Source organism: Emticicia aquatilis (genome assembly GCF_014644295.1).
Lineage (GTDB): Bacteria > Bacteroidota > Bacteroidia > Cytophagales > Spirosomataceae > Emticicia > Emticicia aquatilis.
In genome coordinates this window covers 68610-82689 of sequence record NZ_BMKK01000016.1, presented here as the reverse complement: position 1 = coordinate 82689, position 14080 = coordinate 68610, and the positions used below count along the sequence as shown (strand labels likewise).

General features: G+C 37.2%; 10 protein-coding genes. 6 read left to right on the top strand and 4 right to left on the bottom strand.

Going from position 1 to position 14080, the window contains the following annotated elements; genetic code table 11:
• Positions 1–25: 25 nt before the first annotated feature.
• On the bottom strand, positions 26–655 hold the full coding sequence (gene pyrE / locus IEX65_RS25670) for an orotate phosphoribosyltransferase (protein WP_188770838.1): 630 nt from the start codon (positions 653–655) through the stop codon (positions 26–28).
• Between the two features lie 122 nt (positions 656–777).
• Complete coding sequence (locus IEX65_RS25665; RefSeq protein ID WP_188770835.1) at positions 778–2061, bottom strand: hemolysin family protein; 1284 nt, start codon at positions 2059–2061, stop codon at positions 778–780.
• A gap of 170 nt (positions 2062–2231) precedes the next feature.
• Here IEX65_RS25665 and IEX65_RS25660 point away from each other — a divergent pair, with 170 nt between their 5' ends.
• Together IEX65_RS25660 and IEX65_RS25655 are read left to right on the top strand one after the other, a co-directional pair.
• A complete protein-coding gene (locus IEX65_RS25660; RefSeq protein ID WP_188770833.1) occupies positions 2232–2942 on the top strand; it encodes an NUDIX hydrolase in 711 nt (236 codons plus the stop codon).
• A 29-nt stretch (positions 2943–2971) separates the two neighbouring features.
• Positions 2972–4606, top strand: a complete 1635-nt coding sequence (locus IEX65_RS25655) for a T9SS type A sorting domain-containing protein (RefSeq protein ID WP_188770831.1) — start codon at positions 2972–2974, stop codon at positions 4604–4606.
• A 76-nt stretch (positions 4607–4682) separates the two neighbouring features.
• Here IEX65_RS25655 and IEX65_RS25650 read toward each other — a convergent pair whose 3' ends face one another.
• Complete coding sequence (locus IEX65_RS25650; RefSeq protein WP_188770829.1) at positions 4683–6602, bottom strand: DUF11 domain-containing protein; 1920 nt, start codon at positions 6600–6602, stop codon at positions 4683–4685.
• 186 nt (positions 6603–6788) lie between these two features.
• On the opposite strand from IEX65_RS25650, the gene IEX65_RS25645 reads away from it, so the two are divergent.
• Both IEX65_RS25645 and IEX65_RS25640 read left to right on the top strand, forming a co-directional pair.
• Entirely contained in the window at positions 6789–8831 is a 2043-nt protein-coding gene (locus IEX65_RS25645; protein ID WP_188770827.1) for a thioredoxin domain-containing protein, read from the top strand.
• A 35-nt stretch (positions 8832–8866) separates the two neighbouring features.
• Complete coding sequence (locus IEX65_RS25640) at positions 8867–10360, top strand: M28 family peptidase (protein ID WP_188770825.1); 1494 nt, start codon at positions 8867–8869, stop codon at positions 10358–10360.
• A gap of 47 nt (positions 10361–10407) precedes the next feature.
• Here the strand turns inward: IEX65_RS25640 and hemJ are convergent, their stop codons facing one another.
• The gene (gene hemJ, locus IEX65_RS25635) at positions 10408–10941 is read right to left on the bottom strand and encodes a protoporphyrinogen oxidase HemJ (RefSeq protein ID WP_188770823.1); all 534 of its coding nucleotides are present in this window, start codon (positions 10939–10941) and stop codon (positions 10408–10410) included.
• A 144-nt stretch (positions 10942–11085) separates the two neighbouring features.
• Between hemJ and IEX65_RS25630 the strand changes: the two genes are divergently transcribed.
• Entirely contained in the window at positions 11086–12966 is a 1881-nt protein-coding gene (locus tag IEX65_RS25630) for an OmpA family protein (RefSeq protein ID WP_188770821.1), read from the top strand.
• 110 nt (positions 12967–13076) lie between these two features.
• The gene (gene trxB, locus IEX65_RS25625; RefSeq protein ID WP_188770819.1) at positions 13077–14018 is read left to right on the top strand and encodes a thioredoxin-disulfide reductase; all 942 of its coding nucleotides are present in this window, start codon (positions 13077–13079) and stop codon (positions 14016–14018) included.
• Positions 14019–14080 lie beyond the last annotated feature (62 nt).

Below are 14080 nucleotides of genomic sequence, written 5' to 3'. Positions count from 1 at the left end.
TTTTTAGTGAATATGGTTTCAAAAATCAAACGCCCCATTTCTCAGGATTGCGTCTCCATTTTTTCAATGATTCTAATGAGTCAGCTGAGATATAATTTTGAGTAATCGCTTGGTCGATAAGAGCATTATAATGACTCAAAGTAACCAATTTTACACCTTTATCGGCAAAGTTTTTATCAGCAATTTTAAAACCATAAGTGAAAATTGCCACCATTCCCACAACCTCAATTCCTGCCTCACGAAGAGCGTCAACGGCTTTTAGCGAACTTCCTCCTGTTGAAATCAAATCTTCGATAACAACCACTTTTTGGCCTTTTTCGATGCGTCCTTCAATCTGATTTCCCATGCCATGCTCTTTTGGTTTCGGACGTACATAAGCAAATGGCAAACCCAACGCATCGGCAACTAATGCTCCTTGCGGAATACCCGCCGTAGCAACACCAGCCACAAGTTCGGCATCTGGAAAGTGTTTTTTAATAGCTTTGGCCAATGATTTCTTGATAAAAGTACGTCCTTCGGCAAACGAAAGGGTTACACGATTATCACAATAGATTGGCGAATTCCAACCCGAACTCCACTTAAATGGTTGTGTTGGACTTAACTTTACTGCTTTTGTTTCTAATAATAAAGAAGCAATTTTTTGAGATACGGTCATGAATATCAACGCCCCCCCGCCCCTGAAGGGGAGCTAAAATATAAGTAATCCTAACAGAGGCAATTTAAAGAGGAATTAAACTTCCATACTCACAAGAATATGTTTTAGTTCCCCTTTAGGGGTTAGGGGTTTTCTTTTTTCTTCAATAAAATCTTATCAATACGGTTTTTATCCATATCGACAATTTCAAATTCGTAGTCTTCCCATTCAAACTTATCGCCTGTGTCAGGAATTTCCTGTAAGATATGTAGAGCAAAGCCACCCAATGTATCAAAACCTGTGTATTCTTTGCGATTATTGATTACGACTTCAAATTGATTCAAGAAATCATCGAATGGGAGTGAAGCATCAACCAAGAAACTACCATCTTCACGCTCAACTACTTCATATTCAAATTCATCATCCATCGAAATATCGCCTACCAACGCATCTAAAATATCATTGAGGGTAATAATTCCCATTACACTTCCGTATTCGTCTAATATAATACCCATGTGGATACGTTCTTCACGGAATTTCTCGAGTGCTTGATAAGCTTGGTTGTTTTCTGGAATAAATAATGGTTCTTTGCCAAGGTCATCGAGGTGTTCTAATTCAGTGGCTAAATCTTTGCCAAGTAAATCTTTGATGTATAAAAGCCCCGTGATATTATCAATACCATCTTTACAAATCGGGTAAACCGAATGTTTGGTTTCGATGATTTTCTCAATATTTTCTTGTACCGAGTCTTCTAAATCAAGATAAGTCAAATCACTTCTGTTAGTCATCAATGACGTGATTTTTCTATCTCCCAAATGAAATACATTTTGTACTATTTCTTGTTCGATTTCATCAATTGCTCCGCCAGTTGTACCTTCTTGAATCATCGACTTGATTTCTTCTTCCGTAACTGAACTATCTGAGATTTCTATGCCTAAAATCTTGATTATCAAATCACTACACTGAGTTAAGAGCCAAATGAAAGGTGAAGTTACTTTTGATAGAATATTCATCGGAGCTACCATCACCTTCGCAATTGCTTCGGGGTTTGACATTCCGATGCGTTTTGGTACCAACTCGCCCAAAACTAATTGAATGAAACCGATGATTAATACTACCAAACCGACTGCAATATTATCGGCGTATTTTAACTCAAGGCCAAGACCAGTTAGAAAATTTTGAATACCAATTGTGAGAGTGTCACCCGAAAAGATACCCGTTAAGATACTGATGAGTGTGATGCCGATTTGAACGGTTGAAAGAAAGCGATTAGGAGAGTTTGCGAGTTCGAGAGCGGCTGCTGCTCGGCGGTCACCGTTTTTGCTGGCTATTTCAAGTTTAGTTTTTCGGGAGGAGATTAGGGCAATCTCCGACATGGAGAAAATACCATTAAGAATTACTAAAAAAAGGATTATTAAAATTTCCATTTAAAGTTTTAAACCCTCAATTACTGGGGTTTGGATGATTATTAAGATGCAAAATAAAATATTTTAATCAGAATTTATGCAAAAACATTATTATAATTTTTTTATCTCTCTAATTACTTCCGAAAAAATTCCGAACTTTGCCCCTTAATCAATCTTTTTCTGAAAACCTCATGGTTATTTTTATTGACGACAAATTAGTTAGGATAATAAGTGCTAAAAAATTTAAGCATCTGCACGGGAATGATTTTGATACAATGATTGATGCTCGTTTGGAAACTTTGAGTCCGAAAAAACTTCAAGGTCATGTCATAATTTTGAATGCTACCGAAGCCACAGTTGATAAGTTTTTTAAATTAATTCAGCAATCGAAAGATATTGTTTATCAATCAGTTACCTTAGTTGTTGAAAATAAAGATGCTATCGAAACACAGATAAAGAATTTTTATAAAGTAGTAAGAGCGGCAGGCGGGGTTGTTTTCAATGAAGAACAAAAGATTTTAATGATGTATCGACTCGGGAAATGGGATTTGCCCAAAGGGAAAAGAGACGATAACGAAAAAGCAAAACAAACCGCTGTGCGTGAAGTAGAGGAGGAGTGCGGCATAAAAGTAAAATTGAGCGGAAAACTCTGCACAACGTGGCACACCTATACAATGGGGACTCGCAAGATTTTGAAGCGGACGAAATGGTACAGAATGAATTGCATCGACGAGTCGAAGATGCAGCCACAAACTGAAGAGGGTATTGAAAAATTAGAGTGGATGACCGAAAAAGAGGTGCAAACCGCTTTATTAAATTCTTATAGTTCAATCCGTTATGTGATTGACCAACTCAAAGTAAGTAGTCCAAAGTCAATAGTCAATGAGTCCACAGAAAGGTAATAGAACATGTTATACTATTTCCCAAAATCATGAAACTAACATACAATAAATACGTTTTCGGGCTGCTTTTTTTATTTGGTTTTGAATCAGAAGTTTTTGCCCAAAATTCTTGTCAGCCGAGTTCGTTTTTATTGACCCCAACTACCCAAAATCGCACGATTGAATGGCAGAAATTTCCTGAATTTAGCTTGCCTTTTTCAGTTGTTTACGGTGGCCCACGCTTTGGCGATTCTCAGAAACAACCTCTTAAACATGGCTTTAGTCATTTAGCTACTTCTGATGGTAATGATACCGATATACCAAGAAATCAGCGAGCGGCGGTTTGGTATGGAACGGGTTATCCATCGGCCAATCAGCCGTGGGAAACCATCAAAAGCCCGTGGGGAAATAATATAGAATTGTACAAAAATAAGTGGCGAAACGATATGTCAGATTTCGCAAATGCCTTTTCGAGTTCGAGAGGAACTGGCATCGCCGATATTGATTTGTTTGTGCCTGATATTGAACTTCAAATAAAGTCGAATGATTCGATTCTGAATCTAAAAAATCACCCAACAACACCAGTTGCTTTTAGAAGTCTTGATAATCAATCTTTTATTAGTCAATATAAAAAAGATATTCAAGCATTATACGGTCAGGCATTTGCCGAAACCAAGAGATATGCAACGACAAATACTAAAATTGGCGGTTATTCCGATGCTCCGGTTTTGAATACTTACATTAACATTGCAGGAAATTCTTGGCAAAAATGGACTTCTGATGTTTCGTTGCTGAATTATATCAATTATGATTTTTCTAAGAATGCTCTTGGAGGAACTGCCTACGATAATCAAGATTTTTATAGTCCAGCTGCTTATTATTATTACGATTTTCCGAGTCCGCTTGCACCTGATTATTTAGCCTATCTTCTATTTCAAATTGAAGTAAACCGTGCTTGGACGAACAAACCAATTATTCCATTTGTTTGGCTTCGATTTAGTTATACAACGCAGTTTGTTAAGAAGTTTATTCGTCCATTTATGGCTGAGGCGACTGCGATTTTTCCATTTTTTTCGGGAGCAAAAGGTTTGTGGCTTTGGGACGACCCTGGTACTTTTAGCAATAATGAAAACTATGCCACGTACGAGTATTTTATCAATGGTTTATACCGACTTTCGCAGTATAAAGAGATGTTTACGGGTAATTATGAGTTGGTGATTCAGACAACCGCCCGTGATTATGTAGATACCCGAAAACCAATTTGGCGAGCCGTTGCCAAAGGCAATGAATTGCTGGTTGCCGCCCATAACCCTTACGCCAAAGATGAAAACGAAGTTGTGACGATAGAAGTAGCCTACAAAAACTACCGCCAAAATATCACCTTGAAGGGCTACGAGGTTTTTTTATGTAAGTTTGATATGACCTTGCTCGGAAGCGAACCAACAATTACCAATTTTGAAGTCTCACCCAACCCAGTTTCTGACCAAATTCAACTCAAAATTTTTAGCACAAAAGAACAACAAATTCCAGTTGAGATTTTTGATGTAAATGGCAAAAAAGTACTGCAAGAAAAAGTGATTTTATTGCAAGGTGAGAATGCCAAAGTGTTGAATGTGAGTAGTTTATCGGCTGGATTTTATTTTTTGAGAGTTTTGGGTGGTAGTAAGAAGATTGTGGTGGATTGAGTTATTTTATTCTCTCTGTTTCGTACTGAAATAGGTTTATGTAAATTTATGTAAACCTATTTTCAATACAAAATAATCAATTTTTTAATATATATTCCAATGGTTTGCAACAGTTAGTGTCATTACCTTTTTCTATGATGAATGGACAACAACTTTGAATTGGACAGATGAAGTTTTGAGTACTATAACTGTATGACCCAAACTGAGTTACTTGAAGTGAGTTTCCTGTATTGCTAATTTTTACATTATCTTTATACCAAGCATTTATATCAATATTTGGGTCTTCAACAATTAGCTGCATACCAAATGGCTCGCTGGCAAATTTAATTGGAATACTAAAACAATTTCTTGTAAAGTCATCTTCCATTTGATTTTGATTATTTGTTTTAGAATCTACATCTTCTTGGTCGGCACTAATGACTTCGGCTTCTACATACCAAACTCCATCATTGACTGGTTTATAATCAACGTACAGCGTACAACTATCTCCTTTTGCAAGTGAACGGATATTCCAAATATTCTGTTCAAATGTGCCGTTGGTACATTTTTGGCTTTCTCTCATTACAAATGGGGGGGAATAAGGTATATTTATTGCTACTTTTATGTTTGTAGCATTTTCTCCGCTATTTTTTAATTTCAAAATCCATTGACTTGTACTATCTTTTTCAACTATTCGTTTTGTAAATGATGATGTTAAAGATAAGTCTATTTTGTTGGGATTTATACTTATAGAGTCTTTCTCTTCCAGTTTAATTAGAAATGTTTCAGGATATGAAAAACCTTCAATATTTGCACATTGCCCTGTTTCAGTACTTCCTCCTACAGAGCCAACGTCCCAAACTTCATTCAAATTTTGAAGTTTGAATGGCTTTTCATAAATTATATATGGTGATTTATCTGTTCTGAACATCATATTTTGAAAAACAAAATTCCATGGTCCTTGTTCAGTAATATCAATTTTAAAGATTAAGCTATCCTTTCTTGAAATTTTTATTGTATCAACATTGCCATAGTATGGGATTGTTGATAGTGTGAATTTAGGTTTAGCATGAATCTCAATTGGACCCAATAAATTACTTTCAGATTTTGGATTCTCTGAAAATGCCTTAAAATAGTATTTTCCAGTTTTTATTTCTGCTTGCTGCTTAATCTCCAAACTAAATTGGTCAGGTGTACTAAAATAATAATTTTCAACTACATCATAACTTTTTTCTAAATTTTCATCCAATAACTTTATTGTAATTTTTGTACTATCATCGAAACTTCCAGTTTTATTTAAAAATCCATTAATGATTTTATTAACACATATTAATGTATCTGTATCTTCTAATTGGTTTCCCCATATCATTGTGTTTTCGAGAGTTTTTGTTTTTATTACAACTCTACCGCTAATATCAATATTTTCCAATCGACAGTTAGCATCTAAATCTGCAACTTGAATTTCATATACATTTGCATAATTAATTACAAACTTATGCTCATAAAAACCGTTTGTTGCAGGTATAGTTATTCGGTCAAATCCATTAATTAAAACTGAAATTGGATATTTTGCATTGTTAGTGCTAAATCTAAGAGAGATGGAATCTCCAATGTCCACTGTTTTTGTATAACTCTCTAAGGTTAATTTATGATTTTTGATATAGCTATTTACATCTATCATTTCAAATTCTTCTTGAGAAATAGAGCCTTCAATTACAGGATTTGTGGAGGAAATTGAAAATTTATATTTCCCGATTGGCAATGACTGATTTGATGGAACTGCAAACTGTAATCTTTGATAATCGAAATTAGATAGTTCGAAACTTCTCTTTTTATTGTTAATATCTATAAAGTTGATAAAAAACTTATTATTTGGGTTGAATTCAGTTACTGAGCTACTGTAACGAATTAGAAAATATGAACCTGAACATGATACCGTTTTCATTTCGGTAATTATTAATTCTTGCCCCAATGCAAAAAAAGGTGCTAAAAGTAAGGCAATTAGTAGTCTTTTCATAGTAAGCTGAATGGGCCTTTTGAGTTGTTGTTCATAATTTTGTCGCAAAAATAATACCAATAAAATTTTAAGCGGTATCAATAATGACTATTTATGGCTTATGAAAGCTTGTAGAGAAGTTTTTTGAGATTTAGACAATCCTTTTTAGTTTATTTGTAATGAAATAATCACTTGCTCATTTCCCTCATGCAAAATAAACTCATCAACGAAACAAGTCCATATTTACTTCAACACGCCCATAATCCCGTTGAGTGGTATCCGTGGGGAGAAGAAGCCCTGCAAAAAGCCAAAGCCGAAGACAAGCCAATTTTGGTAAGTATTGGTTATTCGGCTTGCCATTGGTGCCACGTCATGGAGCGAGAATCTTTCGAGAACGAACAGATTGCCGAAATCATGAATAAGCATTTGGTCTGCATCAAAGTTGACCGTGAAGAACGTCCCGATGTCGATGCAATTTATATGGATGCTCTGCAAGCAATGGGGCTGCGTGGCGGTTGGCCGCTCAATGTTTTTTTGATGCCCGATGCCAAACCTTTTTACGGTGGCACGTATTTTCCAGCACCTAATTGGGCAAATTTGGTCGAAAGTATCAGCAATGCCTTCAAAAATGACCGTGAGAAACTGCAAAAATCGGCCGAAGGTTTCACACAAAATATGCACAGCAAAGAGAGCGACAAATATCAAATGGATATTTCGGACGATGGACTAAAGATTTCGGAAGAAGAACTCACCACGATTTTTAATCGCCTCCACAAAGATTTTGATTTCGAGAAAGGAGGTATGAATCGCAGTCCAAAATTCCCGATGCCGAGTATTTGGAAGTTTTTGCTCAGATATTATACCATTACCAAAGACAAACGTGCGTATCAGCACCTCATTCACACACTCGATAGAGTAGCTTTGGGCGGAATTTACGATACAATCGGTGGCGGTTGGACTCGCTACTCAACCGATGAAGATTGGAAAGTGCCGCACTTTGAGAAAATGCTTTATGATAACGGACAATTGGTTTCGCTCTACGCCGAAGCCTACGCCCTAACAAAATCAGAAGGTCAACCCGACGAATTTTATAAAGCCAAAATAACTGAAACCATCGAATGGCTCGAACGAGAAATGATGAGCCAAGAAGGAGGTTTTTATTCGGCCTTAGATGCTGATAGTGAGGGCGAAGAAGGAAAGTTTTATATTTGGAAGAAATCAGAAATTGAAGCCATTCTGGGAGAAGATGCCGCTCCATTCTGTGAAACTTTTGAGTTTTCGGAACATGGAAACTGGGAACACGGCAATAATGTAGTGCATCTCGAAGAGCGTGATTTCATGGAAAATGGTTTTCCGTTGAGCAAAGAAATCAAGCAAAAACTTTTTGATTATCGAGCAAAAAGAATCCGTCCAGGGCTTGATGATAAAATCTTATGTTCGTGGAATGGCCTGATGCTCAAAGGTTTAGTTGATGCTTATCGTTATCTCGATACGCCAAAGTTTTTGGAATTGGCTCTACAAAATGCTCAGTTCATCAAAGAAAAAATGAGTATCAAAGTCACAACCGAAGATGGGGCGGAAGGGCGTGGACTTTGGCACAATTATAAAAATGGCAAGGCAAATATCGTGGCCTATCTCGAAGATTACGCCAGTGTAATTGATGCTTACACAGCTCTCTATCAAGTTACTTTCGATGAAATTTGGTTAGATGAAGCCGAACTATTGGCCGACTATACGATTGCCAATTTCTATGATGCCGAAGATGAGTTTTTCTACTTCACTGATAGTCAAGGCGAAGAATTGATTGCTCGAAAAAAAGAAATTTTTGATAATGTGATTCCTGCCTCAAACTCAATGATGGCCAGCAATCTTTATAACTTAGGGCTGTTGTTGGGTAGAAATGATTTCATCGAAATCAGTAATTTAATGTTAGCAAAAATGAAACGCATCGTCCTGACCGACCCTCAGTGGGTAACACAATGGGCGTGTTTAGCAACGCAACACACCAACCCAACGGCCGAAGTAGCGATTGTTGGCAGTAATCTAAAAGAAATCAGAAAGCAAATTGATGCCGATTTTATGCTCAATAAAGTTTTTGTAGGAACTGAAACCGCATCAAAATTGCCTTTATTACAAAATCGAACAGCAAAAAATGGCGAAACCACCATTTATGTATGTTTCGATAAAACTTGCCAATTACCAACAACCGAAGTAGCTAAGGCTTTAGCACTAATGTGGGGCGAAGTTTAATTTCGCCTAATTTTAAATAAATAATCAATAACAAAATGAAAATCAAACATCTATTACTTCTCCTAACCATTATTATTTTCGGAGCAAATGCACAAAAAATAAGCAAGCTACCCGAATACAAATTATCAAAAAAAGAAATCGAGTCTCATATCCGTTTTATTGCTTCGGATGAAATGTTGGGACGTCGAACTGGCGAAATTACCAATAATGTAGCTGCCCGATACGTAGCCGAAAACTTCCGTTTACAAGGTTTAAAAACACCAAACGGACAAAAAGATTATTTGCAACCAGTCCCTTTTGAAATGGTAAAACCCACAAAAAAAGGAGAAGTTTTGGTTGGAACAGACTCATTAAAATGGACAAAAGATTTTATTATGTTGAGCGGAAAAGCCACAAAACTCGAAAATGTTCCAGTAGTTTTTGTTGGCTATGGCTGGGTCGATGAAAAACAAGATGATTACAAAGGCATTGATGTAAAAGGCAAAATCGTAGTTGCTCAATTTGGTATTCCAAACAGCGATGACCCGAACGAAAACCTCAGAGGTTCATCAAAAAAAGTAGATTTTGCCGCCAAAAATGGTGCAGCTGCTTTTATCCAGTTATATAATTTGAAATATCCGTGGGCGGCAATTACCAATTATATGGGCGGTGAAAAACTTACGTTAGCTCCTGATAATGCTTCAAGTTCAGACATTCCGCATATTTGGGTAAGTAACACGCATATTAAAAAGTTTGCTAAAGAAACGCTTTCTACACTTAGTTTGAATGTGGCTGAGGTGTCGAAAAAGACCGTGATGTCGTACAATGTTTTAGGTGTTTTGGAAGGGTCTGACCCTGTTTTGAAAAACGAATATTTGGTATTAACTGCACACTTCGACCACGTTGGCACTGGACGAAAAGGTGGTCGAGTAACTGAAAGTGATACAATTTTCAATGGAGCAAGAGATAATGCTTTCGGAACAACTGCCATTTTATCAGCAGTAAAAGCATTTACACAAAAACCAGCCAAGCGTTCGATTTTATTCATTGCTTATACTGGCGAAGAAATCGGGCTTTTAGGAAGTAAATATTACGCTGAGCATCCACTCGTGCCGTTGAAACAATGTGTTTATAGTCTTGATTGCGATGGTGCGGGCTACAACGACACAACTAAAGTAACCATTATTGGGCTTGACCGCACTGATGCCCAACCACAAATCGAAGCAGGAGCAAAGGCGTATGGGCTAACTGCCATTTCCGACCCAGCTCCCGAACAAAATCTTTTCGACCGCTCGGATAATGTGAATTTAGCCGCCAAAGGCATTCCTTCGCCCGATTTCGCCCCAGGTTTTACAGCTTTTGATGCAGAAATCAATAAGTTTTATCACCAAGTTTCAGATAGTCCAGAATCTGTAAACTATAATTATTTATTGAAGTTTTGTCAAGCTTATATTTATTCTGCTCGTTTGATTGCCGACCGCCCAACTGCTCCAAAATGGAAAGCGGGCGATAAATACGAAAAAGCATTTAATGAATTATATGGCAAGTAGTACAAGTTTTCAACTTACCAATTGTAGAGAAATAGAATAGTGTTATTCTACTTCTCTCTAAACTTTTTATATGCACGAGCCGCAAAAAACAAAGTAAAACCGAAAGCCAAAACCCCTAAAAATAAATAAACGAAGTTTAATAAATCTTTCACAACGGCCAAAAGCACAATTGCCACCAAAAATAAGGTGGGAAGCTCATTCAACAACCTAAATTGAAAAGAAGTATAAGTGCTTCTATCTGCCTCTTGCTTTTTTATGATTCCCTTACAGTAAAGATGATAGCCAGTCAGCAACACGAGTAATACCAACTTTGTTTGTAACCAACCTTGTTCTAAAAACGCAGGTGTATTTACAAGCATTAATATTCCGCAAGTCCACGTAATCATCATGGCTGGGTTACAGATAATTTTATATACTCGCCATTGCATAGCTGTATATTGTTTTTTCCAATCTTCACGCAAAGCCTCGGGTTTATCGGCGGCTTCAGCATGATACACAAACATTCTGACCAAATAAAACAAGCCAGCAAACCACGAGACAAATCCTATAATATGTAGCGATTTTAAATATAAATGAAGCATCTTTTATAATTGAGAATGTAGAATTAAGAATTATGAATGTTTCTTCAACGAAAATTTATATACAGAAACTTTCAATTAATTGACTGCAAAGATAACAATGAAATGCAGTCGAACGTTTTAAAATAAATTTTTACAACAAAATTTATGATAAGATATTTTACAGTTCTGCTGCTTACACTTTCATTCAATATATCTGCCCAAGTTCCCAACCCAAAAGCAAAAGAATTTTACGATAAAGCCTTAAAGAATATTTCTGAAAGAAAATCAGTAGATGCGATTGAAAATCTACAAAAAGCCATTGAAAAAGATTCTACTTTCGCTGACCCATACTTCAAACTTGGTCAAATCAACGAAGCAGCTCGAAATCAAGAAAATGCCATCAAATTCTACAAAAAAGCTATCGAATTACGCCCCAATGACCCACTTCTTACGCAAGGATACACATACATTGGTACACGGCTCATAAAAGCTGGCGAATACGCAAAAGCCAAAGAATACTTGAGTTTTTCGGTAAGAAATGTACCGCAGAACAGCCCAGTAATGAAGCAACTTACACGCCAGTTGGAACAATGTAAGTTTGGAGAAGAAGCCAAAAGTGCTGCAATGCCTTTCAAAGCTGCCGAAATGGGCTCAACTATCAATTTTAAAAACAAACAATATTTTCCTGTTCTGACTGCCGATAACGAAACCCTTATTTTTACGGCTCGCTCAGATGATGGCGACGAAAATTTATATATTTCTCAACTCACAAACAGCACCTGGTCTGCTCCCAAAAGTATATCTGAAAAAATCAATACAACTGCCAACGAAGGTACATGCAGTATCTCGGCCGATGGCCGTACACTTGTGTTTACAAGTTGCGATGGCAAAAATAGTCTGGGAAGTTGCGATTTGTATATTTCCAAGAAAGTAGGCGAAGAGTGGACCACTCCCGAAAATTTAGGAGGTAGTGTAAACACCCCATTTTGGGAAGCACAACCCAGTCTATCAAACGATGGAAGAGTCTTGTATTTTTCTTCTGACCGACAAGGAGGTTACGGACGTAAAGACTTATGGGTAAGTGAATTAAAAGAAAATAACACTTGGACAAAAGCCATAAATCTCGGCGATGTAATTAATACAGCAAACGACGAAATTTCGCCTTTCGTACACGCCAATGGGCATACTTTGTTTTTCGCTTCGGATGGGCATTTGGGAATGGGCGGATTAGATTTATTCATGACCGAATCTAAAATTGGCATTTACTCCAAACCCGAAAATTTGGGTTTTCCAATCAATACCCATGAAGACCAAGTGGCTCTATTTATTTCGGCTGATGGCTCAAAAGGCTATTATTCATCTGATGTGAAACCTGACATAAAACTTTTTCAGTTTGATATTCCAGCCAAACTTTCCGAAAAATTCAAGCGAGCGAGCTACGTAAAAGGCACAGTAAAAGATGCTAATAACAATCAAAACCTTTCGGCTGAAATCGAATTGGTTGATTTGAAAACTAACAAAATTATAGAAAAAACAACTTCTGATGCTGTCACGGGGCAATATACCGCAGTTTTGCCCAACGGAAGTCAGTACGGACTTTTCATCAATAAAAAAGATTATTTTTTCAAGAGTTTAACTTTCAATTTTTCAGAAAAAACCGAAGCCGATGGAAAAAGTATTGATATTCTGCTCGACCCAATCAAAAAAGATGTTAAAACTGTGCTAAATAATATCTTTTTCGATTCTGGAAAAGCCGAACTTCGTCCCGAATCATTTACCGAACTCGATAAACTGCAACTATTATTGGCCCAAAATCCGTCTTTGCAAGTAGAGATTTCAGGGCATACCGACGATGTGGGAAAAGATGCCGAAAATCAAGCACTTTCCGAAAAAAGAGCATTTTCAGTGGCTGATTATCTCATAAAAAAAGGCGTCAATCCACAGAACATTAAAGTTAAAGGTTACGGAAAAACCAAACCACTTGTACCGAATACTTCGGAGGAAAATCGCCAAATCAACCGCAGAATCGAAATGAGTATTTTGTAAACTTGCCGTTTAAGGCTTTTTTGCCGAACTTTGCAATTAAGAATTGATGTTACTCATACATAAACAAGAAATTTTAAATAATAAAACTCCCCTTTAGGGGATGGGGGCATATGGCACAAGAACAAGTAGATGTTTTAATTTTGGGTTCGGGCCCAGCGGGTTATACAGCAGCAATTTATGCAGCACGTGCGGGTCTAAAACCATTGATGTATCAAGGTGGACAACCTGGCGGACAATTAACAATTACGACAGATGTAGAAAACTTCCCGGGCTATCCTGATGGTATTCAAGGCCCTGAAATGATGGAAGATTTCAGAAAGCAAGCAGAAAGATTTGGACTGGATAATCGCTACGGAATGGCAACTAAAGTTGATTTTTCAACACCCGGTGCTCATAAAGTAACGATTGATGATAATATTGAAATTACCGCAAAAACTGTTATCATCGCCACTGGAGCTTCGGCCAAATGGCTTGGTTTAGAATCAGAGCAACGCCTCAACGGATACGGAGTTTCTGCTTGTGCGGTGTGTGATGGATTCTTTTTCCGTAAACAAGATGTCGCAATCGTAGGTGCAGGTGATACTGCTTGCGAAGAGGCACATTATTTGTCAAAACTTTGTAATAAAGTATATATGTTGGTGCGTCGTGATGAATTCCGTGCATCGCAAATCATGCAAAACCGTGTAAAAAACACACCAAACATCGAAATCTTATTCAATACCGAAACGCTTGAAGTTTTAGGAGAAGATGGCGTAACGGGAGCAAGATTGAAAAACACCAAAACCAATGAAGAAAGTACGATTGACGTAACTGGATTCTTTGTTGCAATTGGTCATCAACCAAACACCCAAATTTTCGCAGATTATTTGACGCTTGATGATGCGGGCTACATCGAAACTGAAAAAGGTAGCAGCCGAACTAACATCGAAGGTGTGTTTGCATGTGGTGATGCACAAGATAAAATCTACCGTCAGGCGGTTACAGCAGCAGGAAGTGGCTGTATGGCAGCCCTTGACGCTGAGAGATATTTAGCCGCTCAAGGCTTGCATTAATCAGATATTATACTTAAACTTGTTATTAATTGTATCCATTTAATTATTTTTGGCATACTTTT

Bases quoted from the DNA above. Each gene is read 5' to 3' on its own strand.
- pyrE (WP_188770838.1), bottom strand. From the start codon at position 655: ATGACCGTATCTCAAAAAATTGCTTCTTTATTATTAGAAACAAAAGCA.
- IEX65_RS25665 (WP_188770835.1), bottom strand. From the start codon at position 2,061: ATGGAAATTTTAATAATCCTTTTTTTAGTAATTCTTAATGGTATTTTC.
- IEX65_RS25660 (WP_188770833.1), top strand. From the start codon at position 2,232: ATGGTTATTTTTATTGACGACAAATTAGTTAGGATAATAAGTGCTAAA.
- IEX65_RS25655 (WP_188770831.1), top strand. From the start codon at position 2,972: ATGAAACTAACATACAATAAATACGTTTTCGGGCTGCTTTTTTTATTT.
- IEX65_RS25650 (WP_188770829.1), bottom strand. From the start codon at position 6,602: ATGAAAAGACTACTAATTGCCTTACTTTTAGCACCTTTTTTTGCATTG.
- IEX65_RS25645 (WP_188770827.1), top strand. From the start codon at position 6,789: ATGCAAAATAAACTCATCAACGAAACAAGTCCATATTTACTTCAACAC.
- IEX65_RS25640 (WP_188770825.1), top strand. From the start codon at position 8,867: ATGAAAATCAAACATCTATTACTTCTCCTAACCATTATTATTTTCGGA.
- hemJ (WP_188770823.1), bottom strand. From the start codon at position 10,941: ATGCTTCATTTATATTTAAAATCGCTACATATTATAGGATTTGTCTCG.
- IEX65_RS25630 (WP_188770821.1), top strand. From the start codon at position 11,086: ATGATAAGATATTTTACAGTTCTGCTGCTTACACTTTCATTCAATATA.
- trxB (WP_188770819.1), top strand. From the start codon at position 13,077: ATGGCACAAGAACAAGTAGATGTTTTAATTTTGGGTTCGGGCCCAGCG.